This is a genomic window from uncultured Tenacibaculum sp., assembly GCF_947494125.1.
GTDB lineage: Bacteria > Bacteroidota > Bacteroidia > Flavobacteriales > Flavobacteriaceae > Polaribacter.
In genome coordinates, this window is record NZ_CANLTU010000003.1 from 357,330 (window position 1) to 383,605 (window position 26,276).

The 26,276-nt window shown below is 28.9% G+C and carries 26 protein-coding genes; 13 read left to right on the forward strand and 13 right to left on the reverse strand.

What is annotated here, in order from left to right:
• Position 1: 1 nt before the first annotated feature.
• Together Q0881_RS08370 and Q0881_RS08375 are read right to left on the reverse strand one after the other, a co-directional pair.
• Positions 2-1,606, reverse strand: coding sequence for a peptidylprolyl isomerase (locus Q0881_RS08370; protein ID WP_299158869.1), 1,605 nt, complete (start codon positions 1,604-1,606; stop codon positions 2-4).
• A 1-nt stretch (position 1,607) separates the two neighbouring features.
• A complete protein-coding gene (locus tag Q0881_RS08375) occupies positions 1,608-1,889 on the reverse strand; it encodes a DUF493 family protein (RefSeq protein ID WP_299158870.1) in 282 nt (93 codons plus the stop codon).
• A 107-nt stretch (positions 1,890-1,996) separates the two neighbouring features.
• On the opposite strand from Q0881_RS08375, the gene Q0881_RS08380 reads away from it, so the two are divergent.
• The 6 genes from Q0881_RS08380 (at position 1,997) to Q0881_RS08405 (ending at position 7,449) form a co-directional block, all read left to right on the forward strand.
• On the forward strand, positions 1,997-2,539 hold the full coding sequence (locus Q0881_RS08380; RefSeq protein ID WP_299158873.1) for an ATP-binding protein: 543 nt from the start codon (positions 1,997-1,999) through the stop codon (positions 2,537-2,539).
• Positions 2,532-4,418 carry an ATP-dependent DNA helicase RecQ gene (locus tag Q0881_RS08385; RefSeq protein WP_299158876.1) on the forward strand — a complete coding sequence of 629 codons (1,887 nt, stop codon included), beginning with the start codon at positions 2,532-2,534 and terminating at the stop codon, positions 4,416-4,418. The genes Q0881_RS08380 and Q0881_RS08385 overlap by 8 nt, the downstream gene beginning before the upstream one ends.
• Positions 4,419-5,363 (forward strand): methionyl-tRNA formyltransferase, encoded by a 945-nt coding sequence (fmt, locus tag Q0881_RS08390; protein ID WP_299158878.1) that lies wholly within the window; start codon positions 4,419-4,421, stop codon positions 5,361-5,363. It begins immediately after the preceding gene.
• 185 nt (positions 5,364-5,548) lie between these two features.
• On the forward strand, positions 5,549-5,821 hold the full coding sequence (locus Q0881_RS08395; protein WP_299158880.1) for an HU family DNA-binding protein: 273 nt from the start codon (positions 5,549-5,551) through the stop codon (positions 5,819-5,821).
• Between the two features lie 122 nt (positions 5,822-5,943).
• The gene (locus tag Q0881_RS08400) at positions 5,944-6,717 is read left to right on the forward strand and encodes a pentapeptide repeat-containing protein (RefSeq protein WP_299158882.1); all 774 of its coding nucleotides are present in this window, start codon (positions 5,944-5,946) and stop codon (positions 6,715-6,717) included.
• 138 nt (positions 6,718-6,855) lie between these two features.
• Positions 6,856-7,449, forward strand: coding sequence for an HAD family hydrolase (locus Q0881_RS08405; RefSeq protein ID WP_299158885.1), 594 nt, complete (start codon positions 6,856-6,858; stop codon positions 7,447-7,449).
• Between the two features lie 63 nt (positions 7,450-7,512).
• On the opposite strand, the gene Q0881_RS08410 is transcribed toward Q0881_RS08405, so the two are convergent.
• Complete coding sequence (locus Q0881_RS08410) at positions 7,513-8,685, reverse strand: THUMP domain-containing protein (RefSeq protein WP_299158888.1); 1,173 nt, start codon at positions 8,683-8,685, stop codon at positions 7,513-7,515.
• Positions 8,686-8,796: 111 nt separating this feature from the next.
• On the opposite strand from Q0881_RS08410, the gene Q0881_RS08415 reads away from it, so the two are divergent.
• From Q0881_RS08415 to Q0881_RS08435, 5 genes are all read left to right on the forward strand, one after another.
• Positions 8,797-9,522, forward strand: a complete 726-nt coding sequence (locus Q0881_RS08415; protein ID WP_299158890.1) for a class I SAM-dependent methyltransferase — start codon at positions 8,797-8,799, stop codon at positions 9,520-9,522.
• Positions 9,519-10,199: a ZIP family metal transporter gene (locus Q0881_RS08420; RefSeq protein ID WP_299158893.1), complete on the forward strand. Its 681-nt coding sequence runs from the start codon at positions 9,519-9,521 to the stop codon at positions 10,197-10,199. The genes Q0881_RS08415 and Q0881_RS08420 overlap by 4 nt, the downstream gene beginning before the upstream one ends.
• A gap of 100 nt (positions 10,200-10,299) precedes the next feature.
• Positions 10,300-10,839, forward strand: a complete 540-nt coding sequence (locus tag Q0881_RS08425; RefSeq protein ID WP_299158895.1) for a hypothetical protein — start codon at positions 10,300-10,302, stop codon at positions 10,837-10,839.
• 65 nt (positions 10,840-10,904) lie between these two features.
• Entirely contained in the window at positions 10,905-12,542 is a 1,638-nt protein-coding gene (locus Q0881_RS08430) for an ATP-binding protein (protein WP_299158898.1), read from the forward strand.
• A gap of 64 nt (positions 12,543-12,606) precedes the next feature.
• A complete protein-coding gene (locus Q0881_RS08435) occupies positions 12,607-13,248 on the forward strand; it encodes a response regulator transcription factor (RefSeq protein ID WP_299158901.1) in 642 nt (213 codons plus the stop codon).
• Here the strand turns inward: Q0881_RS08435 and Q0881_RS08440 are convergent.
• The 3 genes from Q0881_RS08440 to Q0881_RS08450 are packed head-to-tail and all read right to left on the reverse strand — an operon-like array spanning position 13,245 to position 15,790.
• The gene (locus Q0881_RS08440; RefSeq protein ID WP_299158903.1) at positions 13,245-13,613 is read right to left on the reverse strand and encodes a cupin domain-containing protein; all 369 of its coding nucleotides are present in this window, start codon (positions 13,611-13,613) and stop codon (positions 13,245-13,247) included. The two genes, Q0881_RS08435 and Q0881_RS08440, sit on opposite strands and share 4 nt — an antisense overlap.
• A 49-nt stretch (positions 13,614-13,662) precedes the next feature.
• On the reverse strand, positions 13,663-14,223 hold the full coding sequence (locus Q0881_RS08445) for a hypothetical protein (protein WP_299158905.1): 561 nt from the start codon (positions 14,221-14,223) through the stop codon (positions 13,663-13,665).
• A 43-nt stretch (positions 14,224-14,266) separates the two neighbouring features.
• Positions 14,267-15,790: a helicase HerA-like domain-containing protein gene (locus tag Q0881_RS08450; RefSeq protein ID WP_299158907.1), complete on the reverse strand. Its 1,524-nt coding sequence runs from the start codon at positions 15,788-15,790 to the stop codon at positions 14,267-14,269.
• 104 nt (positions 15,791-15,894) lie between these two features.
• On the opposite strand from Q0881_RS08450, the gene Q0881_RS08455 reads away from it, so the two are divergent.
• Positions 15,895-16,374: a RidA family protein gene (locus Q0881_RS08455; RefSeq protein WP_299158910.1), complete on the forward strand. Its 480-nt coding sequence runs from the start codon at positions 15,895-15,897 to the stop codon at positions 16,372-16,374.
• Positions 16,346-16,975 carry a 7-carboxy-7-deazaguanine synthase QueE gene (locus Q0881_RS08460; RefSeq protein WP_299158912.1) on the forward strand — a complete coding sequence of 210 codons (630 nt, stop codon included), beginning with the start codon at positions 16,346-16,348 and terminating at the stop codon, positions 16,973-16,975. Before Q0881_RS08455 ends, Q0881_RS08460 begins: the two co-directional genes overlap by 29 nt.
• A gap of 58 nt (positions 16,976-17,033) precedes the next feature.
• Here Q0881_RS08460 and Q0881_RS08465 read toward each other — a convergent pair whose 3' ends face one another.
• The 7 genes from Q0881_RS08465 to Q0881_RS08495 all read right to left on the reverse strand — a co-directional run.
• Positions 17,034-17,987, reverse strand: a complete 954-nt coding sequence (locus Q0881_RS08465) for an acetyl-CoA carboxylase carboxyltransferase subunit alpha (RefSeq protein WP_299158915.1) — start codon at positions 17,985-17,987, stop codon at positions 17,034-17,036.
• Positions 17,988-18,085: 98 nt separating this feature from the next.
• Positions 18,086-18,985 carry an EamA family transporter gene (locus Q0881_RS08470; protein WP_299158917.1) on the reverse strand — a complete coding sequence of 300 codons (900 nt, stop codon included), beginning with the start codon at positions 18,983-18,985 and terminating at the stop codon, positions 18,086-18,088.
• Positions 18,972-20,057 carry an LptF/LptG family permease gene (locus Q0881_RS08475; protein WP_299158919.1) on the reverse strand — a complete coding sequence of 362 codons (1,086 nt, stop codon included), beginning with the start codon at positions 20,055-20,057 and terminating at the stop codon, positions 18,972-18,974. The genes Q0881_RS08470 and Q0881_RS08475 overlap by 14 nt, the downstream gene beginning before the upstream one ends.
• Positions 20,058-20,072: 15 nt before the next feature.
• A complete protein-coding gene (tgt, locus tag Q0881_RS08480; protein ID WP_299158921.1) occupies positions 20,073-21,203 on the reverse strand; it encodes a tRNA guanosine(34) transglycosylase Tgt in 1,131 nt (376 codons plus the stop codon).
• Positions 21,204-21,258: 55 nt separating this feature from the next.
• Positions 21,259-22,146: a 23S rRNA pseudouridine(2604) synthase RluF gene (gene rluF, locus Q0881_RS08485; RefSeq protein WP_299158924.1), complete on the reverse strand. Its 888-nt coding sequence runs from the start codon at positions 22,144-22,146 to the stop codon at positions 21,259-21,261.
• Between the two features lie 66 nt (positions 22,147-22,212).
• On the reverse strand, positions 22,213-23,160 hold the full coding sequence (locus Q0881_RS08490; protein WP_299158927.1) for a type IX secretion system membrane protein PorP/SprF: 948 nt from the start codon (positions 23,158-23,160) through the stop codon (positions 22,213-22,215).
• A 2-nt stretch (positions 23,161-23,162) separates the two neighbouring features.
• Positions 23,163-26,276, reverse strand: a 3,114-nt coding sequence (locus tag Q0881_RS08495) for a T9SS type B sorting domain-containing protein (RefSeq protein ID WP_299158929.1), incomplete at its 5' end; no start/stop codon positions are given.

The following is a 26,276-nucleotide window of genomic DNA, read 5'->3' on the forward strand; positions in this document are numbered from 1 at the left end:
TTTATTGATTAAATGTTTTTTTAAACTTCTTTAATTCTCTTTCTCTTATTCTAATTTTATTATTTTCTCTCAAATTTTTAACCCATTCTTTTTCTAACTTCTTTTGGTAATCATTCATCACGTGCCCTCTTACTTCTTCAAACTTTTTATTCTTGTACTTTGATTTATTTAATCTATACAATTCTTTCAATTCTAAAGTGTCTTTAGATGCTCTATTCCAAATCTTTCGTTGCATTAAATCAAATAACAATAACCCTTCTTTGTATTCTAATAAAACATTTCTATACTCTGGCTCTTTGTTTATTAAGTCGTTTTTAAAATATTCTATTATTTGAATATTCTTAAATTTCTCATACAACGTTTTTACATCATGATTATGTTTATGACCGATGTAGTTCATAAAATCTTTTTGCAATACTTTTTTATTATTTATAGAAAACAAAACTTCTTTTAGCTTTTGGTTTTCTAACATATGTGTATTCGTATTCAAAAAAACGTTAAGGGCTTTTTTATATTCAACTATCTTATACTCTTTTTTTAATTTATTCAATACAGCTTGTTTAGATAAACCGGCTCTATTTGACTTTTTCACTTTTTTGGTTAATTCATTTTTAATATCATCAAACGAACCAACTGGGTATTTTTTTAATAATTTCACTATATGCCATCCATATTTAGTTTTAAATGGCTTACTGTAATCTCCTTCTTTTTCTAATTTTCTTACCACATTCTCAAAACTCTCTACCATTTTACCAGTTCCAAATCTTGGTAATTTACCTCCTAAAGAAGCTGTTCCTCTATCTTCTGAATATTTTTCAGCTATTTTATTAAAATTAGCTCCAGTTTTTAATGCTTTATAAAGTGAATCAACTTTCTCTTTACCTCTTTCCGTTTTATTAATTAATATATGAGCTACTTCAAACTCTCCTTTAGATTCTCTTTTTCCTGTAACTTTTAAAATATGATATCCAAATCTTGTTTTAAACGGCTTAGAAACCTCATTTAGCTTTGTTTTATAAGCTGCATCTTCAAATGGATACACCATTGTAAATGCAGAAAAACAACCTAAATCTCCTCCATTTATTTTTGCTGATGGATCTTCTGATGCTTCTTTTGCTACTTTTTCAAAAGATTCTCCAGACAATATCCTTTTTCTAACCTCCTCTATTCTTTTATAAAAAACTAAAGTGTCCTTTTCTTTCCTTTTTTTTGGAAACTTAATTAAAATATGACTCGCTCTAACTTCTTTAGTTGTTCTATGATAAGCTTCTTTTATAAGTCTATTTAAATACTCATTATCCTGTAAATATGGAGCTATTAATTGTTTTTTATAACCTTCTAATTCTCTTTTATAAGCTTTTAAAGTATCTAGCTTTAAACCATATGCTTCTTTTACTTTTAATTTATAGTTAATATAGAGCTCAAGATACTTATCAATATCTTTAGATTCGTCATCTTCTAAAACAGCTAAATTTTTCTCATATACTTGTTTAAATTCTGAAACCATTACTGGTTCGTTATTAATTCGAAATAGCTCTTTTTCTTTTTGAGCAAAAGAAATTGAACTTACAAAACACACGAAAAAATATAAAAACTGTTTTCTCATTTTACAACGATATTATTCCTTTAATGGCTTCTGCTTTTTTATAATATGATATTACTTCATCTGCTTCTTTTACCTTTAAATGTATAGAAACACTAACATATTTACCTGTTTTCGATTTTTTTGTATCTATAACAGCTCCGCCTTCATTAAATAATTCTTTTACCTCTTCTACTTGGTTACCATCTGTAGGAACAATAAATTTATATAAATATTTAGCAGGAAACTTAGTTGTATCCTCTAATTGTGCTTTTAACTTAATATAAAACGCTTCTCTATCTGACATATTTTTATTTTTTAATAAACTTTTCATCATAAAATGTATTAAAAATGATGAAAAACAAAATTACACTATTTATTACATTTATAAATTGAAACTTTTATTTTTGCCACATGCAACAAAAAATAGTAATTATAGGAGGTCCTGGTACTGGAAAGTCTTCAATTTTAAGAGAGTTTATAAAACAAGGATATGAATGTATGCCTGAAATATCAAGAGAAGTAACTCTTAAAGCTCAAAAAGAAGGAATAGATCAATTGTTTTTAGAACAACCTTTATTGTTTAGCCAAATGCTATTAGAAGGAAGAGAACAACAATATCTTGATGCTCAAAAAAATGAAGATTCTATTATATTTTTTGATAGAGGAATTCCTGATGTTCATGCCTATATGAATTTTTTAGGTAACGATTACCCTCCTATTTATAAAGAGAAAAGTAATAAATATTTATATAATAAAGTATTTATGTGCGCGCCTTGGGAAGCCATTTATAAATCGGATAACGAGCGTTACGAAACCTTTGAACAAGCTGTAAAAATTGATACTTTTTTAAAAGAAGCTTACGAAGAAATAGGGTACGAGATTATTAATGTTCCTTTTGGAACTGTGAAAGAACGTTGCGATTTTATTTTACACTCGTTAAAAAACAATGTATGATGAATCTTTAAAAATATTAAACCAATACTGGGGACATACATCTTTTAGATTTCCTCAACAAGAAATAATTTCTTCTGTTTTAGAAGGAAAAAATACGATTGCTTTATTACCAACTGGAGGTGGTAAATCTATTTGCTTTCAGATTCCTGCCTTACTAAAAGATGGAGTTTGTATTGTTATTTCTCCATTAGTTGCTTTAATGCAAGATCAAGTAACTAATTTAAATGACAAGGGTATAAAAGCTACCATAATTCCTTCTGGAAGTTCTCAAGATAATATTATTACTCTATTTGATAATATTAAATTTGGAAGAACAAAGTTTTTATACCTATCACCCGAGAGGTTGCAATCTCGCTTTATTCAAGAAAAAATAAAGCAACTCAATGTAAATTTAATAGCTATAGATGAAGCGCATTGTATTTCTGAATGGGGACACGATTTTCGTCCTTCTTATCAAAATATTACGATCTTAAAAGATTTACATCCAAACACAAATATTATAGCATTAACAGCTACTGCAACCAATAAGGTAATTAATGATATTATTGGTTCATTAGATATAGAAAACCCTCAAGTATTTAAAAAATCTTTTTATCGTAAGAATTTAGCTTATCAAATTTTTAAAACTGATAATAAACTTGGTAAACTAAAACAAATTTTCACAAAAACAAAAGCACCTGCTATTGTTTACGTAAACTCTAGAGTAAAAACTAAAGAGATAAGTTCCTTTTTAAATGCAAATGGTTTTAAAAGTAGTTTTTATCATGGAGGATTATCATCCATAGAAAAACAAATTTCTTTTGATAATTGGATGCGAGAAGAAACTCCAATTATTGTAGCTACTAATGCTTTTGGAATGGGGATTGACAAACCCAATGTACGTGTAGTTGTTCATTTAAATTTACCATCATCTATAGAAAACTATATTCAAGAAGCTGGTCGTGGAGGAAGAAATGGAAACAAAGCATTTTCAGTTGCATTAACCAATGAAAGTGATATTAAACTTAGTAAAGAATTATTAAAAAAATCTTCACCAACTATAGAAGAAATAAAAATAGTTCATCAAAAATTGTATCAACATTTTCAAATAGCCAAAGGAGAACTTATTGAAAGTAGTTTTAATTTTAATCTTTTAGAGTTTTCTAATAAATATAAGTTAGCTGCCAATAAAACATATAATGCTTTACAAATTTTAAATAGTAATAGTATTATTGAATTAAATAATAACTTTAATCAAAAATCTACTGTTCAATTTGTTGTTTCAAGTAAACAAATTTTATCTCATTATAACAAAAACCCTTCTTCAAAAAACTTTATACAAAGCCTATTACGTTTGTATGGTGGTATTTTTGAAAATCCGGTAAAAATCGACGAGTTTTATATTGCTAAAAAAACAGGTGTTACTTCTTGGTTTGTTATTAAAGAATTAGAGCGTATGTCGGATAATGGTTTCGTTGAATATAATAAAGCCACTAATGATTCTGAATTATTTTTTCTTCACCCTAGAGAGGATGATAGAACCATTAATAATGTATCAAAAAGTATTAAACTTTATTTAGCTCAGAAAGAACAAAAAAATAAAGATTTAATTACCTTTATAAAGAACAATTCAGTTTGCAGAAGCATACAATTATTATCATACTTTGATGAAACCTCATCTAATAAATGTGGTATTTGTGATGTTTGTTTACAAAACAAACATAAAGTACCTATAGATTCTAATGAAATTATTACTTTATTAAAGAATTATAAAGAATTAACAGTTCAGGAAATGAGTATACTTCTAAAGCTAAATGAAGCAAACATTTTAATACTTTTGCGCGAATTGTTATCTGAAGAAAAAATTAACGTTATAAACAACAAATACTTTTTAATATAAATGAAAGATTTACGCATCGTTTTTATGGGAACTCCAGAGTTCGCTGTAACCATTTTAAAACACCTAGTTGAAAATGATTATAATGTTGTTGGAGTAATTACTGCGGTAGATAAACCAGCAGGTAGAGGTCGTAAACTAAATCAATCAGCAGTAAAAAAGTATGCTCTTTCTCAAAACTTACCAATTCTTCAACCAAAGAATTTAAAAAATGAAGAATTTCAGGAAGATTTAAAAAAATGGAACGCCAATTTACAAATTGTAGTTGCCTTTAGAATGCTTCCAAAAACTGTTTGGTCTATGCCTGCTTTTGGAACTTTTAACTTACATGCTTCTTTATTACCAGAATACCGTGGGGCTGCACCTATAAATTGGGCTATTATAAATGGAGAAACTAAAACAGGAGTAACAACTTTCTTTATTGACGATAAAATTGATACTGGAGAAATTATATTACAAAAAGAAGTTTCTATTGAAAATAACGAAATCTTAGGGCAACTGCATGATAAATTAATGTACCTAGGAGCAAACTTAGTCGCAGAAACTGTAGATTTAATAGCTAAAGGAGATGTGCAAACTACTAAACAGCCAGAATTAGAAGAAAAATCTGCTCCAAAGTTGAATCCACTTAATTGTAAGATTGATTGGTCTAAACCTTTAGAAGATATTTATAATCATATTCGTGGGTTGAATCCATATCCAGCGGCTTGGACGACAATAAAAAACGGAGATGAAGAAATTTCTGCTAAAATATATGGAGCTAGTAAAGAGTTATCTTCTCATAATTTAGAATATGGAACTATTATTACTTCAAAAAAAGAGTTAAAAGTAGCAACAAAAGAAGGTTACCTTATTATAGAACAAATTAAAATTTCAGGTAAAAAATTAATGGATTCAAAAAGTTTGTTAAACGGTTTTCAGTTTAAAGAAAACTCAAAAGCGCTGTAGCCCTTTGTTTATAGGCTTTTAGCTTTTTCAGTAAAAAACAACTGGGGTTATTAACAATTACCCCCTATTTATTAACAAAACCTTGTTTTTTTTGAGTGATTTCTTGCACAATCCCGCATTCCGTCTATATTTGTTGAGCTATTAAGCAATAAAACATTAATTAATTTTTAAAACTTATTAAAATTATGAACAAATCAGATTTAATCGATGCTATGGCTGCTGACGCAGGAATTTCAAAAGCTGCTGCTAAAGCTGCATTAGATTCTTTAACTTCTAACGTAACTAAGTCTTTAAAGGATGGTAACAAAGTTGCTTTAGTTGGATGGGGAACTTGGTCTGTTTCTGAGAGAGCTGCTAGAACTGGTAGAAACCCTCAAACTGGAAAAGAAATTCAAATCGCTGCTAAAAATGTAGTTAAGTTTAAAGCTGGAGCTGGTTTAGCTGACTCTGTAAACTAAGACTTCTTTCGAAACATATTTAAAACAGCATTTAGGCAACTAAATGCTGTTTTTGTATATAAAAGTGTCACAAAATAGTTTTATAGGTTGTCTATTAGATATAAACTTAAAAACACAAAAAAATGAAAAATATAATTACGTTAGCTACATTTTTATTTTGCTTAACAACTTTTGCTCAAAAAAATGTGAGCGCTTCAGATATTATTAGAGACGTTAAAAACGGAAAAGCTGTAAATATTTCTAACGCTACTATTAATGGGGTTTTAGATTTTACTTTTATGAATGAAGCTTTACCTAAATTACCAAAGAGAAAGCGTTGGTGGAATAATGGTGGTTCTAATACTATTGAAAAGCAGATTACGAATAAAGTATCTTTTACAAACTGTACATTTTCCGATGATGTTTTAGCATATATTCCTCATGAAAAAAGTGGATACACTTTTATAGCTAATTTTGAAGACACTGTAACATTTAGAGATTGTATTTTTAAACAAAAAGCCATGTTTAAATACTCTGATTTTGAGAGCGATACTGATTTCTCAAATACAAAATTCAACAACGACTCAACTTTTAAGTATGCAAAATTTGATAGAGAAATTACTTTTGAAAACACTTTTTTTGATGAGCCTGCAACATTTAAGTATGCTGAATTTAAAAGGTTTGTAAGTTTTTCAAACTCTGTTTTTAATGAAAGTGCTATTTTCAAATATTCAGAATTTAATGATGGTGTTTCTTTTAGAAATGTAAAATTTCAAGAAGATTTAAATATTAAATACACCAAAGTTCATGGTAAATTTGACATTACCAATATGGAAGTAGCTTATGATATAGACTCTAAGTACACTAAAATAAATGGTAGAAGTTTTAGTAAACATTTATTGAAAAGTAAAAACTAATTTCCTTATAAAATATATAAAGACTCGCAATAGTTTATTGCGAGTCTTTTTTTTGTTTAAAAAATTATATTGATTCTTGTTACATAACTCACTAATTTCGTTAACCCTTTAATATAAATTCTTAACTAAAATTTAAAAATGAATAATATTAAAATAATTGTTTTTGATTTATATAATACTTTAATTGAAATAAAAGAATCAAATCATTTCTTTTTTAAATTATACAAAACGTCACAGAATGGCTTTGACTTAGATCTTTCATCTTACTTCAAACTAGTAATGAAAAACGACATTAATGAATTAAAAAATATTTTACCTATTGAGTTTAGTATATTATATGACGAAAACAAAAATGACCTAGAAAAGGAATTAAATTCTATTATTATTTATGAAGAAGTTTTCAATGTTCTTAGGGACTTAATCTCAAACCTAGCATCTCCTTATAAAAAACCTTTTTTTCTCAATAATCTTGATTCTTTTTTTGAAAAAATGATTTTCTCTTGTGATTTTGGTTCTTTAAAACCAGATCAAACAGTATTTAAAGAGATAGAAAAAATATCAGGTAGTAAACCTAGTGAGATATTAATGGTTGGAGATTCTTTTAAATCAGATATTTTAGGAGCTCAAAATATGAAATGGCATTATTTAAAAATTAATCGCTGTATATCAGCTTCAAAAGAATATGAAATAACTACTTTAAAAGACATCAAACAACACATAACAATATATTAAATTGGCTTTTATACTTAACTACAAAAATCATAAAAAATCCGCTGAAGTTATCAGCGGATTTTTTTATTCTTCTATATCAATTTGATTTTTCATTTTTTTACTTCCTTCGTAAAGTTCATATTTTACAAAACGACAATCTAAATCGGCATTTTTAAGTGGAACTCTTTTTGAGGTACGCAAGCCAACATGTTTTAACGCCTGTACATCTGATGTAATTAGCCACGCTGTTGAATCTTGGTAGTTATGTTTTAGTGTATCTCCAATTTTTCTATAAAACTCTTCTACATCAATATTTAAACGCTCACCATAAGGTGGGTTAAATAAAATAGTGGTTTTACCAAAAACTTCTTTTTTAGAATTAAAAAAGTTTACATGATGTATTCCAATAAACTCTTCTAAATTAGCATTAATAACATTCTGTTTTGCTTTATTTACAGCAGAAGGAGCTTTATCAAATCCCATTATTTTAAAATGAGAACTTGTTATTTTTTTTAATAGTGAATCCTGAATAACAAAATACAAATCTTCATCATAATCTTTCCAGTTTTCAAAAGCAAAATGCTTACGATTTATATTTGCTGGAATTTTATTAGCAATCATAGCTGCCTCTATTAAAATTGTTCCAGAACCACACATTGGATCTATAAAGTTTTCTTCTCCTTTATATCCAGATAATAAAACTAAACCAGCTGCTAAAACTTCATTAATAGGTGCTATATTAGTTGCGCTCCTGTACCCTCTTTTGTGAAGTGAATCTCCCGATGAATCTAAAGAAATAGTTAACCACTCTTTATGAATGTGTATGTGAATTTTCACATCCGGATATTTTAAATCTACATTCGGACGTTTCTTATACTTATGTACAAAATAATCTGCAATAGCATCCTTAGATTTTAAACTTATATAATGAGAATTTGTTGTGAAATTCTTAGAATTTACAACTGCTCCTATTGCAAAAGTTCCTTCAACATCTAAATAACGTTCCCATTTTATACGTTGTATTGCTTCGTATAAATCTTCTTCATCAAAAATTTTACTCCTTTTAATTGGTTTTAAAATACGAATTGCAGTACGTAAAGCAATATTTGCTTTGTACATAAACCCTGTATCTCCTTTAAAGGAAACATTACGTATTCCTTCTTTAACATCTTGGGCTCCAAGTAGTCTCAACTCATCTGCTAATACTTCTTCTAAACCTGCCATAGTAATGGCCGTCATTTTAAAATCGTTCTCCATGTAAGTGTAAAATTTCACTGCAAAAATACAGTTAATTTTCTCTTAGCGAGAATCTTTTTTTTTTCAATATAAAAAACGTAAGATTTATGTATTTTTGCAGACCTTATAGTTATGAAAACAACAGACTGGTTTACATCTTGGTTCGATACACCATACTATCATATTTTATATAAGCATAGAAACGACGCCGATGCTCAGTTTTTTATGCGAAAAATAACTTCTTTTTTAAATTTACCTAAATCTAGCCATATAGCAGATTTACCTTGTGGAAAAGGACGACATTCCGTTTACTTAAATTCCTTAGGCTATAAAGTTACTGGTGGTGATTTAAGTAGTAATAGCATTAAACATGCTAAACAATTTGAAAATGATTCTCTTCATTTTGAAGTTTGGGATATGCGTACTCCTCTTGAGAACAAATACGATGCTGTTTTTAACCTATTTACTAGCTTTGGTTACTTTGATGATGATAAAGAAGACATTACCATTTTAAAAAGCTTAAAAAATGGTTTAAAGCAAAATGGTGTTGTTGTTCTTGATTTTTTAAATGTTGAAAAAGTTAAAAGTTCTTTAATAAAAGAAGAAACTAAAACTATTGACAATATTGAATTTAATATAAAGAAGGAGATAAAAGATAGTTTTATTTTTAAACATATTTCTTTTGTTGCAGATAGCCAACAACATTCTTATACTGAGCAGGTAAAATTTTTAACTTTAGATAAAATGCAATCGTATTTTGAAAAAGCTGGTTTAAAAATTAAACATGTTTTTGGTGATTATAGTTTGAATGAGTTTAACCCTAATACTTCTGATAGATTAATTTTAGTTGCTGAATGAGTTATATTTTATTAATAATTTCTGTTTTAGTAGGTTCTTTACTAGTTTTAGTTTTAAAACCTAACAATAAAATTGTTCGTTTATTACTAGCTTTTAGTGGTGCTTATTTGTTATCTGTAACCATTTTGCACTTATTACCTGAAGTATATGGTCATACTCATGATGCAAAAAAAGCAGGAATTTTAATCTTAGTAGGAATTATTATTCAATCGGTTTTAGAATCTTTTTCTAAAGGGGCTGAACACGGACATATTCACTTACATTCAGACAAATCTAAATTTCCATGGTTATTATTTGTGAGTTTATGTATTCATGCTTTTTCTGAAGGTTTGCCAATACATCATGCAAATGACAATTTATTATGGGCAATTATTGTTCATAAAATTCCGATTGCAATTGTATTAACTACATTTTTATTAAACACAAATTATAGCAAACAGACTATTATTTTCTTTTTAAGCATCTTTGCTTTAATGAGTCCGTTAGGAGTTTTAGTTTCTGACAAAGTAACCTTCTTTAATCTGTACCATACAGAGATTACTGCCTTAATTATTGGAGTTTTTCTTCATATTTCTACTGTTATACTTTTTGAAAGTTCAGAGAATCATAAATTTAATTTTCAAAAATTTGCTGCTATTCTTTTAGGGGTTTTATTGACTGTTTTTACCTTATCATAGTTTTACCTATATTTAGGTAGTTTTAAATACCTATTTGTAGGTAGTTAGTATTCTTGATTTATTTTGATATTTGAAGTATTATTAACTTAAAACCAAACTAATGATGAAAAAAAAAATAATATTAATTCTGTTTGCAATAATTACTCTTTCTTGTAAGAAGAAAAAACGATCTATATTAGACACTACTCCTTCAGTAAATTTAAAAATACAGAACAATTTTAAATGCGAGATTGCTAATTTAACTACATTAAAACTAAATTATAAAAAGAACTTAGATATTTCCCCAAACGTTAGTCTTTATCAATGGGACGAAGAATATTTAAAAATTGAAACCCCTGTTCCTAATAAAAATTTTAAAGTTTTAAATGCTTATTATGATAACAGACATATATATTCTACAATAATCATTCATGTTACAGATAGCACCTCGTCTGAAACTAGAAATAAACCAATGACACATTTATTAAAAGGGAAAATTGAATTTAAAGACTTAACTAACTTAAACCCATATCTTCCTTCTTTTGACCCTAATGATTCTAAAAAAATTGTCCATATCGTTATTTACAATGACGATGGTAAATTGAATCCTTTTAGAAAACCTGATGAAGCTGGAGGAGGAGTTATTGTTGGAAATCCATAATCTAATTTTGAATGAATTATTTAAAAAAACTGCTCATAATAACATTAATAACTAACTATAATATTATGAGCAGTTATAATGTGATTAAACAACAACAAAAAGATTCTGGTTTTTATTATTTTAAAAAAGGGATTAAACTTGACAACCTTAATAAACATCACTTAGCTTACAATTATTATTTAAAAGCTAGAGCATTCTATAAAAATAAAAACGATCTTGATAGTGTTGCTGAATGTAATTTTCAGGTTTATACATTATTAAATTCTCAAAAGAACTTAGGACTTGATCCTCAAGTTTATTTTATAGATTTCATTAATTATGTAAATAATTCAACTGATACAATAAAACAAATAAAATCTTATAAAGAATATGCTATTAAACTTTTAAAAAAAAGCCAATACTCTAACTCCTTAGAATTCTATAGAAGAATAATCTTCCTTTCTAAAAGAATAAAAAACAGAGAAATTGAAGCCAATACTTATTCAAATCTAGGATTATTATATACAAATTATAAAAAAGATTCAGCTAGTTATTTTTTCGAAAAAGCTCTTAAAATATATGACAATAGTTTAACTACAGAAATTTTTTCAACTTATTTAAACTATGGAAATTTATATCAAAAAGAGGGAGATTTTGATAATGCAATAAAAAAATTTAAAAAAGCTGAAAAAATAAATCCAGAAAAATATGCCTTAAATTTAAAACGAATACTTTTTTTTAAACTAGCTCAATCTCATCAAAAAATTAATGATTATAAAACTGCTTATTTTTATTTTGATAAATACGATTTAATAAGAGATAGCATTAATAATACTCAACAGAATATTGCAATCTCAGATATTAAAGAAAAATATGATAATGAAAAATTAAGAGCTAATAATTTAGAAATTGAATCCAAAAGAAAACAGAGTCAAAACTTACTTTATGGCTCATTAGCTTTTTTATTTTTAAGTGGCACTATTGGTTTTCTTACCTTAAAAAATTCTCGTAAAAAAAGGTTACTAGCAGAGCAACAAAATGAGCTTGAAAAGCAAAAAAACCTAACACTACTTAAAGAACAAGAGATTAATACCATCAATGCTATGGTAGATGGACAAGAAAAAGAACGTATTCGAATTGCTGAAGATTTACACGACAATATAGGTAGCGTTTTAGCTACTCTAAAACTGCATTTTGAAAATTTAAAACTGAATAGAGAAAAAAAACATTTCGATCAAGATGAACTATACGCTAAAACAGAAAATCTAATTGATGAAACTTATTTAAAAGTTCGTAGCATTGCTCATGCCAAAAATGCTGGTGTAATTGCTAATAAAGGTTTATTAGTTGCTGTAAAACTAATGGCTGAAAAAATATCGGACGCAAATAAAATTACAATTCATGTTTTAGATTTTGGATTGGATAAAAGACTAGAGAACAAATTAGAAATAACTCTCTTTAGAATTATTCAAGAACTTATAACTAATATCATAAAACATGCTAACGCTTCAGAAGCAACCATAAATATTGCTCTTTACGACCAGAATTTAAATATTATTATAGAAGATAACGGAAAAGGGTTTAAGTACGATAAAACGACTTTAAAAGAAGGCATAGGGTTAAGTTCTATTAAAACTAGAATTATGCATTTAAAAGGTACATTTAATATAGATTCTACGCTTGGCAAAGGAACTTCCATTATTATAAATATTCCTATAACGTAATACCTAAATTTAGGTATACTTTTTCGTTATAGCATTTCTTATCTTTGGTAAAAACAGATAAAGTATGATAACTATTGCTATGGCAGAAGATCATCAAATGTTAATTGATGGCGTAAAATCATTTTTTGAATATGATGAAGACATCAATATAATTGGCACCGTTAATAACGGTGAAGATTTAGTAAAACTTGTTAGTTTAAAACAACCTAGATTAGTTATTACAGATATTCGTATGCCTATAATGGATGGCATTCAAGCTACTAAATTGATTAAAACAAAATTCCCACATATAAAGGTACTTGCATTAACTATGTTTGACCAACCAGAAGCGATAAAACAAATGTTAGATGCTGGTGCCTCTGGCTATTTACTTAAAAACTCAGGCATTAAAATGCTTTCTAGAGCAATTGTTACTGTAGCCAATGGTGAAACTTTTTTTGATCCTAATGTGGCTTTTAATTTTATGAACGATTATATCAATGAAAATGTTACTGTAGGAAAATCTGAAAAGATTGTTTTATCTAATAGAGAAAAAGAAATACTACAATTAATTGCTAATGGAAATACCTCTAAAGAAATTTCAGAAGCCTTATTTATTGCCAAAACAACTGTAGATACTCATAGAAAAAACATGATTCGTAAACTAAATTTAAAAAACGGAAACGAACTTGTAAAATATGCGATTGATAAAAAATATCAGTTTTAATTATTTTCCCTATTCACTAAATCGATAGAAAATGCAGGTAAACAAACTGCTAAATATTCGCAAGATTCTTCAAATGGATTTGAATATTGGACACGAACATTTTTCTCTATTTTAATTGATTCTCCTGCTTTTAAAACAATAATATCTCCATCTATATTAAATTGTTTTTTTCCTTTAATTATGTACGTGTATTCTTCAAACTCTGGTATTTGAAAAGGCTCACTCCATCCAGAAGGTGCAACCATATGCGCAATGCTAACTTTGGAATTTTTATCTGTAGCATTTCCAAAATGCTCTTCTATTAATTTACCATCTGTAGTTGGTACTACAAAAGGTTTTTTTTGAATTGTATATTTCTTACTCATTCTATAAAAATAAAAAAACCGAAACAAATTGTTTCGGTTTTTAGTTTTGTTAATTAAACCAAATAGTAAATGACTTTATTTTTGCTAAATCTGGTATTTGTTCTTTTGTTACTTTTTGTGTGCTAAACTCTTTTAATCCCAGATCTTCTTTATCGATGGCTATTGTTGCATTTAAGTCATCTATAAATAATGTTGCTGAAGAAAGTGAAGACTCTACTTTATTAACTGTATTATTAGCGTTAATCTCTTGAAAAGTTGAACTAATGTTTAAACCAGATTTTGTTTTAAATCTATTATCAAAAAATTCTATACTTTTTATTGTTGAAGTTGAATCTAACTGCTCTTGGGGGATAATAGTTAATAAATGCTTCCCTCCTTTTTCAAAGACCTTATATTTATCATCTTCTTGAAATATATTATTTCCTTTTGTTCCTTCACTTAATACTTTTACTACAGAATCTTTTTCAAAAATTTTCTCAACTTCCTGCATTGTAGTTTTGGTTGTTAACTTACCTACTTTACCTTTTGCAATATCGTATTTACTATTTCCACATTGGATAAACAGTACGGACATTAAAGCGATAATAAGTGGTTTAATTATGTTCTTCATTTGTTTACTTTTTATTAAAACGTCTAATTTTATTATTTGTTTTTTATTTTAATACTTTTTTTAATATTCCAAATACACTTCGTATAAACGTAGCACTCGTTAATACTTTTATTATTGGATTTTGTCTAGTACTTCTAGCTCTAGTTGATGATGATCTATTTCTTGTTTTTGTTTCTTCTTTTTTACGAGCTTCTTCTGTTTTTTCTTTGTTTATTTCTTCAATTTTTTCTTTCAATATTTCATAAGCACTCTCTCTATCAACAGTTTCATTATATTTAAGTATTAACCTCGAATTATCAAGAACCTGCTTAATTTCTTTTTCTGTTAAAACATCCATTCTACTCATAGGTGCACGTAACATTGTTCTTGCTAGTGGCGTTGGTATACCTTTTTCATTTAGTACCGAAACTAAAGCTTCCCCTATTCCTAATTGTGTTAATACTTCTTTAGTATCGTAATATTCAGAGTCTGGATAATTCTCCGCAGCTAACTTAATTGCTTTTCTATCTTTTGCTGTAAAAGCGCGTAATGCATGCTGAATTTTCATTCCTAATTGAGCCAATACATCTTCTGGTACATCTTTAGGGTTTTGTGTTACAAAATACAATCCAATTCCTTTTGAACGAATTAATTTTACAATACTTTCTATTTGACTTAATAATGCTTTAGAAGCTTCATCAAATACTAAATGCGCTTCATCAATAAAAATTACTAACTCTGGTCGTCCACTATCTCCTTGTTCTGGAAATGTTTCATATACTTCAGCCAATAATTGTAACATAAATGTTGAAAATAATTTTGGCTTATCTTGAATATCAGTTAAACGCAAAACAGAAATCATTCCTCTTCCATTTTCATCTATTCTTGTTAAATCATCTACTTCAAATGATTTCTCTCCAAAAAACAAATCGCCTCCTTGCTGTTCTATTTCTACTATTTTTCTTAAAATAGCGCCAGTACTTGCTGTAGAAATTCGTCCGTATTCTTCTTGAATTTCTTTTTTTCCTTCGTTTGTTACAAATTGAAGTATTTTCTTAAAATCTTTTAAATCTAATAATGGTAATTTATTATCATCACAGTATTTAAAAATAATAGCCACAATACCCGATTGGGTTTCTGTTAAATCTAAAATTCGAGATAATAAAACCGGTCCAAATTCAGATACAGTTGCTCGCAAACGTACACCATCTTGTTCTGATATTGATAAAATTTCTACTGGAAATTTAGTTGCATTAAATGGAATACCTATTTTTTCATGACGTTCATCAATCTTAACATGTCCTGGACTCGGTTGGGCTAGCCCACTTAAATCTCCTTTAACATCCATTAATAATACTGGAATTCCTTTTTCTGACATGTTTTCTGCCAGCACTTGTAATGTTTTTGTTTTTCCAGTACCAGTAGCTCCCGCTATTAACCCATGACGGTTTAACGTTTTTAAAGGTATGTTAACCAAAGCATTTGTTACTGTTTCTTCTCCCAGCATTCCTGCTCCTAATGTAATAAAGTCGTCTTTACATTTATATCCTTGATTTATGTAATCTAAAAAAGTTTCTTTATTTCCCATTATTCAGTAAAATTTCGATAAAAATACTATTAAAATTAGCATTTCAAAAACTCGTTAACTCTTATTTATTAACTTTACGATAAACCTTAGTTAAACAACTAATTATGAAACTCCATCAATTTCTTTATTTCCTTTTAATTTTTCTATTTATTTCTTGTAAAACTTCAGATAAGAAAGCTCAATTAATTTTTTATAAATCGAAATTAGAACGTAAAAAAAATGCTCCTTTTTCTGATGCTGTTCAAGCAGGAAACACATTATATTTAGCAGGGCAAGTAGGTATTAATCCTGATTCAAAAAAATTAGCAGAAGGTGGTATTACCGAGCAAACTGTACAAACTTTAGAAAATATTAAAAACGTATTAGAACTTCATGATTCTGATCTTGAGCATGTAGTGAAATGCACTGTAATATTAGCCGATATTAACGATTTTAATGCCTTTAATACAATTTTTCGCAAATATTTCCCTAAAAATAAGCCTGCAAGAACTACCTTTGCAGCCGATTTATTAGTAGGTGCTAAAATCGAAATTGATGTAATAGCTGTAAAAGTAGATGGATTTAAAGACGCAAGAGTTAATTAATAAAGGTGAAATGCTTCCTTTAATGGAAGAATTTTACACCATACAAGGAGAAGGATCTCATACAGGTACTGCTGCTTATTTTATTAGAATTGGTGGATGTGATGTAGGTTGTCATTGGTGTGATGTTAAAGAAAGTTGGAATGCGAAATTGCATCCTCCAACAAAAACTGATATTATAGTTGAGAATGCAAAAAAATATGCAAAAACTGTAGTTATTACTGGTGGCGAACCTTTAATGTGGAGTTTAGATTATATTACACAAGAGCTTCAAGATAAAGGGATGAAAACTCATATTGAAACTTCTGGTGCTTATGAATTTTCTGGTAAATGGGATTGGTTTTGCTTATCTCCTAAAAAAACAAAATTACCAACAAAACAATGTTATAAAGAAGCTGATGAATTGAAAATGATTATTCATAATAAAAATGATTTTCAATTTGCTGAAGAACAAGCTGAAAAAGTAGGAAAGAAATGTCAGCTTTTTTTACAGCCTGAATGGAGTAAAAAAGAAAAAATGACTCCTCTTATTGTAGATTATGTAATGAATAATCCTAAGTGGCGTGTTTCTTTACAAACTCATAAATATTTAAATATACCGTAAACAAAAAGCAACCAAATTTGGTTGCTTTTTTATTTTATCAATCTAATATATTTATAAATTACTCTTTATAAACACCCATGTTGGCATATTTATCCATTCGTTGGGCTACTAAATCAGTATTATTTAAATCTTTTAATTCACCAAAAGCAGTTAAAATTTGTTCCTGTACAGCTTTAAAAGCGCCTTCTCTATCAGAATGAGCACCTCCTGCTGGTTCTTCTATGATTCCGTCAATTAATTTTAACCTCTTCATATCTTCTCCAGTTAATTTTAAAGCTTCTGCTGCTTGCTCTTTATATTCCCAGCTACGCCATAAAATAGATGAACATGATTCTGGAGAAATTACTGTATACCAAGTATTCTCCATCATATATACCTTATCTCCTACTCCAATACCTAATGCTCCTCCTGAAGCTCCTTCACCAATTACTATGGTAATAATAGGAGTTTTTAAACGAGTCATTTCTAAAATATTACGAGCAATAGCTTCTCCTTGCCCGCGTTCTTCAGCTTCTAATCCTGGATATGCTCCTGGAGTATCTAATAAAGTTACCACTGGAATACCAAATTTTTCAGCCATACGCATTAAACGTAACGCTTTACGGTACCCTTCTGGATTTGCCATACCAAAGTTACGGTACTGACGTGTTTTTGTATTATATCCTTTTTGCTGACCTATAAACATAAACGACTGATCGCCTATTTTTCCTAAACCACCAATCATGGCTTTATCGTCTTTTACACTACGATCTCCATGTAACTCCATAAAAGTATTTCCACAGATAGCATTAATATAATCTAATGTATATGGTCTATTAGGATGACGTGACAATTGTACACGCTGCCATGGAGTTAAGTTTTTATATATATCTTTTCTAGCTTTCTCTAATTTTTTTTCAATCTTCTTGCAAGTTTCTGTAACATCAACCTCGCTTTCTTTTCCTATATCAAAACATTTTGCCAATTGATCTTCTAATTCTTTTATTGGCATTTCAAAATCTAAATATTCCATTGTGTATAGTTTGATTTTCTATTTTTATAGTTAGTCGTTTGTAAAGGCAAACATACTAAAAATATGAACAGTTTACCTTAGTACTTTTTTTAAAAATTCTATTTTTTTCTAATTTTCTTTTTTATTGATGCTGCATTTTTAAGAACTCCATTAAGTAATACTACTAGCAAAACAATAAATGCTCCGTAATAAAACTCTGTATTCATTTCCTCTTTTTCTCCAAATATAATTAAGGCTAATATAATTGCATATACAGGTTCTAAATTAATGGTTAACATTACTGTATAAGGGGTTAAATACCTCATTACTTGTACAGAAGCTATAAATGCATATGCTGTACAAATACTACTCAATACTAATAAATACAACCAATCATTTGTTGATAATAAAAAGAAATCTACTGAAAATTTTTGTGTTACCAATAAATACAATGTTACTCCTAAGACTCCAAATAACAATTGATAAAACGATATAATATTTGCATTGTGTTTTTTTATAAAAAGCCCGTTTAAAACAGCAAATAACGCTGATAAAAAAGCTGATATCAATGCGTATACAATACCTAATGTATATTGACTTTCAAAATTAAATATGATGTAAAGCCCTACAATTACTAATAATCCTAGTAAAATTTCTATTGATTTTATTTTTCTTTTAAAAAAGAAAGGCTCTATAAGTGAAGCAAAAAAAGCTCCTGTACTCATAGTTACTAAAGCAACTGAAACATTTGACACTTTTATTGCTTTAAAAAAAGTTATCCAATGTACTGCGATAATTATGCCTGAAACTGCAAATTTTAATAATGCTCTTTTTTCTACTTTGAATGATATTCTTCGCGCTAAAAAATAAAGTGCTATAAATACTACAGCTATTAACATACGATACCAAACCAAAGGAACTGCATCAATAGATATTAATGCTCCAAGTATTGCTGTGAAACCCCATATAAAAACAATAAAATGTAAATGGAGATAATTTTTAAGTTTATTTCCTTGCATTTAAGTACAAATAAATAGCATATAAGCCAAATACAATATTAGGACTCCAAACGTTTAATAAAGCATTTGCTCCTGCTACTGCTCCTAATACTTCAGCTACCTTTAAAAAGAATACATATATAAACATTATAGATATACCCAACGCTAAATTTAACCCTATTCCTCCTCTACGCTTTCGATATGCTAAAGCTACCGCTATTAAAGATAATATATAACTTGCAACTGGTAAACTAGTCCGTTTATATAACTCTACTAAATATACATTTAAGTTCTTAATACCTCTTTTCCTTGAAATCTCTATGAACTTTATTAGTTCTGGTGATCTCATCTCTTGGGCCATAATATCTTTATAATTAAAATCTTTTGGAGTAAAAGCAAAAGTGGTATCTAAACTATTCCCTGAAAAAATACTGTCTCTATCTTTATAAACCTTTCTTTTTTTCCATCGATATAACTTAAACGTACTGTCTTTTTCGTTCCAATTAATATTTTCGGCTGTAAATTTTTGTTTCAATTGAATACCATCATATACTTCTGTAGAAAAATAATAGCCTGAATTTCTTTTTAAATCAAAACTTTGAGCAAAAACATATGTACTATCATTCAATTGTAAGCTAAACTCCCGTACAGAATTATCTATATATTTTTTCTTTGCTAAATATTTTTTTTCAAACTCTTTTCTTGTTTTACTACTAGATGGTACAAAAAAGTGGTTCATTGACAATGCAACTATACATACAATAGTAGCTCCTATAAAATAAGGATACAAAAAACGAGTAAATGATATTTGTGCTCCATTTATTGCTACAATTTCTGTATTATTTGCTAATCTCGATGTAAATAATATTACGGCAATAAATAATGCCAAAGGCATAAATGTGTTTGCATAATAAATAATAAAGTTTTTGTAATAGTCATTTGCAACCTCAAAAAAGGTTAAATTTTCATGACGCAAAAACTTATCTATTTTCTCTGCAATATCTATAGCTACTGCAATAGGAATTAATATTAATAACGTAAAAAGAAACGTTACTAAATATCGTTTTAATATGTACCAATCGAGTATTTTCAAAAGCGTTCTTTAATTTTATAAACGGTTATCCATTTGTTTTACCATTTTATCTTTCCACTCTGCAAAATCTCCTGCTAAAATATGTTTTCTAGCTTCTCTTGTTAACCATAAATAGAATCCTAAATTATGAATAGATGCTATTTGTTTTCCTAACATTTCTTTCGCTGCAAATAAATGACGTAAATAAGCTTTTGAATACATAGTGTCTACGTAAGTAATTCCCATTTCATCAATAGGAGAAAAATCATTTTCCCACTTTTTATTTTTTATATTGATTGATCCGTAAGCAGTAAATAACATTCCGTTACGAGCGTTACGCGTTGGCATAACACAATCGAACATATCAATACCCAAAGCAATATTTTCTAAAATATTAATTGGAGTTCCTACTCCCATTAAATAACGTGGTTTATCCTCTGGTAAGATTGCTGTAACAACTTCTGTCATAGCATACATTTCTTCAGCTGGCTCTCCTACTGATAGTCCACCAATTGCATTTGCTTGTTGATTCGTATTTGCTATAAACTCTGCAGATTGCTTTCGTAAATCTTTATAAGTACTTCCTTGTACAATAGGCATAAATGTTTGCTCATAGCCATATTTATAAGGCACTTTTTCTAAATGGTTTATACAACGTTTTAACCACCTATGAGTCATATGCATAGAACGTTTTGCATAATTATAATCACAAGGATATGGTGTACACTCATCAAATGCCATAATAATATCAGCACCAATTGTACGTTGAGTTTCCATTACGTTTTCTGGAGTAAAAAAATGTGTTGATCCATCAATATGACTTTTAAACTTTACTCCTTCTTCATTAATCTTTCTTCTACCAGAAAGCGAGTATACTTGATATCCTCCACTATCTGTTAAAATATTACGATCCCAATTCATAAATTTATGCAAACCTCCTGCGGCTTCCAATATTTCTAATTTTGGTCGTAAATATAAATGATAAGTATTTCCTAATATAATATCAGGATTTATCTCGTTTTTTAATTCTGATTGATGTACTCCTTTTACTGTTCCTACAGTACCTACTGGCATAAATATTGGAGTCTCTATTGTTCCGTGATCTGTTGTAATAACACCTGCGCGGGCTTTACTCTTTGGATCGGTTGTTTTTAAGTCAAATTGCATAAGTGGCAAAGATACGCTTATTTAAGAATTGAAAAATTAAAAGAATTATAAAGTTTTATCTTCTCTTTTTTCTATTTGATTGTTTTGAATTTCTTTTTGATGTTGCAGATTTTTTTCTAAATGATGCACTTTTTTTATTAAAGTCATTAACCTTTATTACTTCTTTTTTCTTGGGTTGTTTTTGTTTCTTTTTTTCTACAACTACTGAAGCTTCTTCTGTTTTTGATGAACTCGAAATCATATGATTTATTTCTTTCATTTCATCTAAAGTTAACTCTCTCCAATCTCCTACCTTTAATTTACCCAAAGACACATTCATAATACGCTCTCGTTTTAATTTAGTTACTTCGTAATCTAAATATTCACACATTCTACGTATTTGTCGGTTTAAACCTTGCGTTAAAATAATTTGAAAAGTAAAATCGCTCAATTTTTTTACTTTACATTTTTGAGTTACCGTTCCTAAAATTGGAATTCCATTACTCATTTTAACTATAAAATCATCAGTGATTTTTTTATTCACTGAAACAATATATTCTTTTTCGTGATTATTCCCTGCTCTTAAAATCTTGTTTACAATATCTCCATCATTTGTTAGAAAAATTAATCCTTCTGACGGTTTATCTAAACGACCTATTGGAAATAACCTTTGTGGATGCCCTACAAATTTTACGATATTCTTTTTTTCTTTACTATCTGTAGTACATACTATTCCTACAGGCTTATTTAAAGCTATATATAACGTTTTAGGTTTTGCTTCTAATAAACGTCCATCTACTCTAACTTCATCTCCTTCTAGTACTCTATTCCCTAATTGAGCTACTTCCTTATTTATTGTTACTCTACCTGCTATAATATATTTTTCAGCATCTCTACGAGAACAAATACCTGTACTACTTATAAATTTATTAAGATTTGTCGAATTTTGATTCTTATTTTCCATTAATGCAAAGAAAAAGAAAATCCCCAAGTTTTAGCTTGAGGATTTCTATTATATTATTATAATTCTTTAAAAAATAATCATTTTTTGAGTACATCTTGCCAAACTTGGTCTTCTATCATAATCAAAACCTAATGTTATCATATGAGTACCATAATTAAAATCTTGTGTTTTATTTACATTAATACTAAAACCATATGACATATATAAGTTATTCTTTTTTAATCCAAACAATGGTGCTATTGCATTTGGTTGGAAAAATTGATCATTTAAGAATGTATAACTTAAACCTGCCCAAACATATCCATCTCTAATTCCTTTTCTGACTTTAACATTCATATCTGTCCTAGATCTTTTATCTGCTTCATAATACTCTACAAGAATAGATGGTTCTATCTCAATTTGATTACTAACTCTAGCCAATACTAAAGATGAATATAATGTATACCTTCTTAAAGTTTTTGGTTCATCTAAAGTAAAATTTTCAACTTTCTTATCTAAAAGATTATTAATGTTTACACTAATACTAAAACGTTCATAACGATATAACATTCCTACATCAAAATTTGAATTACTTATTGACCTATTTGGTAATGACTGCCCTGTATTATTTTGAGAAGTATCTATCCCAAATTGCACAAAGTTATAGCTTAACGCAAATGATAAAAAACTATCATGAAAATTACTCAATGTTAAATGACTTGCAAATGACAATTTTGCTCCTTGCTGTGTTGTAAAACCGTTTTTATCATTAAAAAGAGTTAAACCTCCACCAAATCTATCTGCCAATCTTGCTTCAACTGTAATAGATTGTGTATCTGGTGCTCCTTTTACACCTATCCATTGACTAACTCCATTTAATCTAACTTGTAACCCTGAACCAATTCCTGCAAAGGTTGGTGATATTAAAAAAGGGTTATCAGCCATATGACTTACATACTGAGGTAAATTTACCTCCTGAGCAACTAATTTTACACTAGAAATTACGATGCTTATTATTATTAATACTTTTCTCATTATTATCTGTATAGTGTAAAGTGACCCATTAATTTCTTCTCTTGACCTGATAACTCTTTATAGTAAATAGTATACCAATAATCTCCCGATGGTAAAGGTTTTCCATCATACAATCCATCCCATCCTTGTTGTACTCCTTGGAAGTTTTGAATTTTTCGAGCATATCTATCAAAAATAAACACTCTTAATTCATGGTAATCTTCTACTTCTAATGGATACCAATGATCGTTTACTCCATCACCATCTGGTGTAAATAAATTAGGAACTGTAATAGTAATATATATTCCTTCTACGGTTAATGTTAATTGACAACCTCTAGCATCTGTTACTGTTATCGTATAATCTTTAGTTTGCAAGATTGTAAATTCATTATCGCTACCCATATCAACTCCATCTACTGTAAAATTATATGGAGGCAATCCGAAGTTTACATTAGCTATTAACTTGTTCTTTTGAGAATCGTCAATAGTCATTGTTAACGCTTGTATATCTAATATATCTATCGGAGTACTTGTTGAATTTTCAGAACACGCTGTACCTGTATGCGTTGCTGTTACTGTATATCCATTTCCTGCTGCAACATCTATAAACTCTCCTGTTGTATTCGTTGTTACTGCTGTTCCACTTCCATCATATAACGTATAAGACATTGAATTCTTATACTTATCATCAACAATTGCTTTTATAATATTTCCTTCTGGACAAGTATATTCAAAATCAACTGTTAAGCTTAAATCTACAGGGTCAGCTGTTGTTAATGGTGTCAACGCCTTTGGAGCACATCCACCACCACTATCTCTTACACTTATTACATAAACTGTATTTGCTGCAATACCTTCTGCACTTCCTATAGTTATTTGGTTTTGAGAATATGGTGTTGCTAACTCAACATTATTAATACTAATAAAGTAAGGTTGCGTTCCTCCTTGAACATCTACTGTTATTGTAGGTGTTGGATCATTTAAACATGTTTGCTCTGTTACATTTACCAATCCTATTGTTAAATCATTAGGTTCTGTAATTATAACTTGTATTGGTGCTAATGGACATCCTATTACATCTTTAATAGTTATCATATATATACCAGCTGCTAAGTTTTCAAAAACATTGTTTTTTACATACTTATCTGCAGGGTATTCTGGTCTATCTGGTACTGAAGTAATATTATACTCGTAATCTCCATTTCCATCAAAAGCATTCACTGTTATAGTACCTGTATTACCTCCAAAACATGTTACATGAGTTGGCACTGCATTACCGGTTAATGGTAGAGGCTCTGTTATTTGATGTTCTGCTGTTTCTGTTGTACAAACATCTCCTGCTGCATTCGTACTTCTTACTGCTATTTTATAAATACCAACATTTATACCTCCAAATGAATTAGATGGTTGCCATCCACTAATTACAGCATTCGTATTATCTAATAATTGATATTCATAATTACCTAATCCTCCAGTAACATTTGCAGATAAAACAGCATTACTATCTCCGTTACAAGTAATAATTGCTGCACTTGTATCTAAAGTAGCAACTAGAGTCTCATAAGGATTAATTGTTATTGTAGTAGGATCAGAAATACATAATTGATTATCTCTTACATAAAACTGGTGTTCTCCTGCATTAACATTAAATATTGGGTTATTAACAAAACTAATACCGTCTATACTATACATATAAGGACCATTACCTCCAGAACCTGTTACTTCAACTGTAGCTTGAGGTCTGTTACAAGTAATATCTGCTGTTATACTTGCTGTTGCTGTTGCTTCTGTTGGATCAACAATATCTATAGGTCCAACTCTTCCATCACAAGAATATCCATCAGATATAATAACCGAATATCCTATACCTGCTGGTAAATTAGAGAATATTGGTGAAGCCTGACTTGTTGTTCTTGTTCCATCAGGAAGTTCTAATGTATACATATAAGTAAGTGGAGCTGCTTGTAATTGACCTCCTACTACTCCTGTAACTTCAATTGTTGCAGTACTTTCACCAGTACAATTATTTGGTGTAACTGTGAACGCTCCTGTTATTGTTGTTCCTACATCTAATTGGAATGTTATTATCTCTGTACAATTATTAGCATCTCTAACTGTTGCTTGATAATTACCTACTGTTAAACCTGTAATTGCATCGTTATTATTGTACGCCTGTATTGTTGTACCTGTAGTTACATTAACTAATTCATATTGGTAAACTCCCCAACCTCCCTGTGCTGTTAATTTAACTTCACCTGAATCTGCTTGATTACATTTTAAATAAGTTAACGCATGTGCTAATGTTAAATCATTTGCTGGTTGATCTATTGTAAAGTTTACAGAAGTTGCAGAACAGAACGGTGAGTTTGGCATTGTTATAACTGCATAATAATTACCTGCTGATAAATTATTAATTGTTGTTGTTACATTACCTACTCCATTTCCTGTTATTCCTGTTGTTACACCTCCTACATTAAATATTTCATAAGTATAAACATCTGTATATGGTGTTACTGGATTAAAGCTTAAATCGATACTTCCAGTTCCTCCGAAACATGCTCTCTGAATATTATCTACAATTAATTCAAACTCTGGTGCATCACTAACTATATGAGCCGTTGACAATATACATCCTGTTACTGGGTGTGTTATTGTTATTGTATAGTTATCTGTTGCTAATCCTGTAAACGTTGCTGAATCTGTAGCTACTGGTACTACTTGTGTTGCTGTAAATCCTGTTCCTGCTCCTGTTATTGCATAACTAGCATTCACTATATCTGGATTTATTTTCACTGTAATATCTTCTCCTGTTGCACAATCTATAGCTTTTGTTACTGTAATTGTTGCATCTATTAACTTCTCAAATGGTTGAACTGTTGCTCCTATAGTTCCTATACACCCCTTGTCATCAAATATTGTTATTGATACATTTCCTCCTGCTTCATTTATTACAGTATAACTAAATGATGTACTGTCTTGTGTTATATCATCAGTTGCATCACCTGGAGTTCCATTATCATATACAAATACTGCTCTTACATAGGTTCCTGTTCCTCCTGTAATAGCTCCTGGATTCACTGTTATCGTTGCATTATTTGTTGTATTTGCTGTTGTACATCCAAACTCTGATACTGT

Bases quoted from the DNA above. Each gene is read 5' to 3' on its own strand.
- tgt (WP_299158921.1), bottom strand. From the start codon at position 21,203: ATGCAATTTGACTTAAAAACAACCGATCCAAAGAGTAAAGCCCGCGCA.
- Q0881_RS08465 (WP_299158915.1), bottom strand. From the start codon at position 17,987: ATGGAATATTTAGATTTTGAAATGCCAATAAAAGAATTAGAAGATCAA.
- Q0881_RS08440 (WP_299158903.1), bottom strand. From the start codon at position 13,613: ATGAGTAAGAAATATACAATTCAAAAAAAACCTTTTGTAGTACCAACT.
- Q0881_RS08380 (WP_299158873.1), top strand. From the start codon at position 1,997: ATGCAACAAAAAATAGTAATTATAGGAGGTCCTGGTACTGGAAAGTCT.
- Q0881_RS08445 (WP_299158905.1), bottom strand. From the start codon at position 14,223: ATGAAGAACATAATTAAACCACTTATTATCGCTTTAATGTCCGTACTG.
- Q0881_RS08455 (WP_299158910.1), top strand. From the start codon at position 15,895: ATGAAACTCCATCAATTTCTTTATTTCCTTTTAATTTTTCTATTTATT.
- Q0881_RS08405 (WP_299158885.1), top strand. From the start codon at position 6,856: ATGAATAATATTAAAATAATTGTTTTTGATTTATATAATACTTTAATT.
- Q0881_RS08460 (WP_299158912.1), top strand. From the start codon at position 16,346: ATGGATTTAAAGACGCAAGAGTTAATTAATAAAGGTGAAATGCTTCCT.
- Q0881_RS08415 (WP_299158890.1), top strand. From the start codon at position 8,797: ATGAAAACAACAGACTGGTTTACATCTTGGTTCGATACACCATACTAT.
- Q0881_RS08400 (WP_299158882.1), top strand. From the start codon at position 5,944: ATGAAAAATATAATTACGTTAGCTACATTTTTATTTTGCTTAACAACT.
- Q0881_RS08370 (WP_299158869.1), bottom strand. From the start codon at position 1,606: ATGAGAAAACAGTTTTTATATTTTTTCGTGTGTTTTGTAAGTTCAATT.
- Q0881_RS08490 (WP_299158927.1), bottom strand. From the start codon at position 23,160: ATGAGAAAAGTATTAATAATAATAAGCATCGTAATTTCTAGTGTAAAA.
- Q0881_RS08375 (WP_299158870.1), bottom strand. From the start codon at position 1,889: ATGTCAGATAGAGAAGCGTTTTATATTAAGTTAAAAGCACAATTAGAG.
- Q0881_RS08470 (WP_299158917.1), bottom strand. From the start codon at position 18,985: ATGCAAGGAAATAAACTTAAAAATTATCTCCATTTACATTTTATTGTT.
- Q0881_RS08420 (WP_299158893.1), top strand. From the start codon at position 9,519: ATGAGTTATATTTTATTAATAATTTCTGTTTTAGTAGGTTCTTTACTA.
- Q0881_RS08385 (WP_299158876.1), top strand. From the start codon at position 2,532: ATGTATGATGAATCTTTAAAAATATTAAACCAATACTGGGGACATACA.
- Q0881_RS08450 (WP_299158907.1), bottom strand. From the start codon at position 15,790: ATGGGAAATAAAGAAACTTTTTTAGATTACATAAATCAAGGATATAAA.
- Q0881_RS08430 (WP_299158898.1), top strand. From the start codon at position 10,905: ATGAGCAGTTATAATGTGATTAAACAACAACAAAAAGATTCTGGTTTT.
- fmt (WP_299158878.1), top strand. From the start codon at position 4,419: ATGAAAGATTTACGCATCGTTTTTATGGGAACTCCAGAGTTCGCTGTA.
- Q0881_RS08425 (WP_299158895.1), top strand. From the start codon at position 10,300: ATGATGAAAAAAAAAATAATATTAATTCTGTTTGCAATAATTACTCTT.
- rluF (WP_299158924.1), bottom strand. From the start codon at position 22,146: ATGGAAAATAAGAATCAAAATTCGACAAATCTTAATAAATTTATAAGT.
- Q0881_RS08395 (WP_299158880.1), top strand. From the start codon at position 5,549: ATGAACAAATCAGATTTAATCGATGCTATGGCTGCTGACGCAGGAATT.
- Q0881_RS08435 (WP_299158901.1), top strand. From the start codon at position 12,607: ATGATAACTATTGCTATGGCAGAAGATCATCAAATGTTAATTGATGGC.
- Q0881_RS08410 (WP_299158888.1), bottom strand. From the start codon at position 8,685: ATGGAGAACGATTTTAAAATGACGGCCATTACTATGGCAGGTTTAGAA.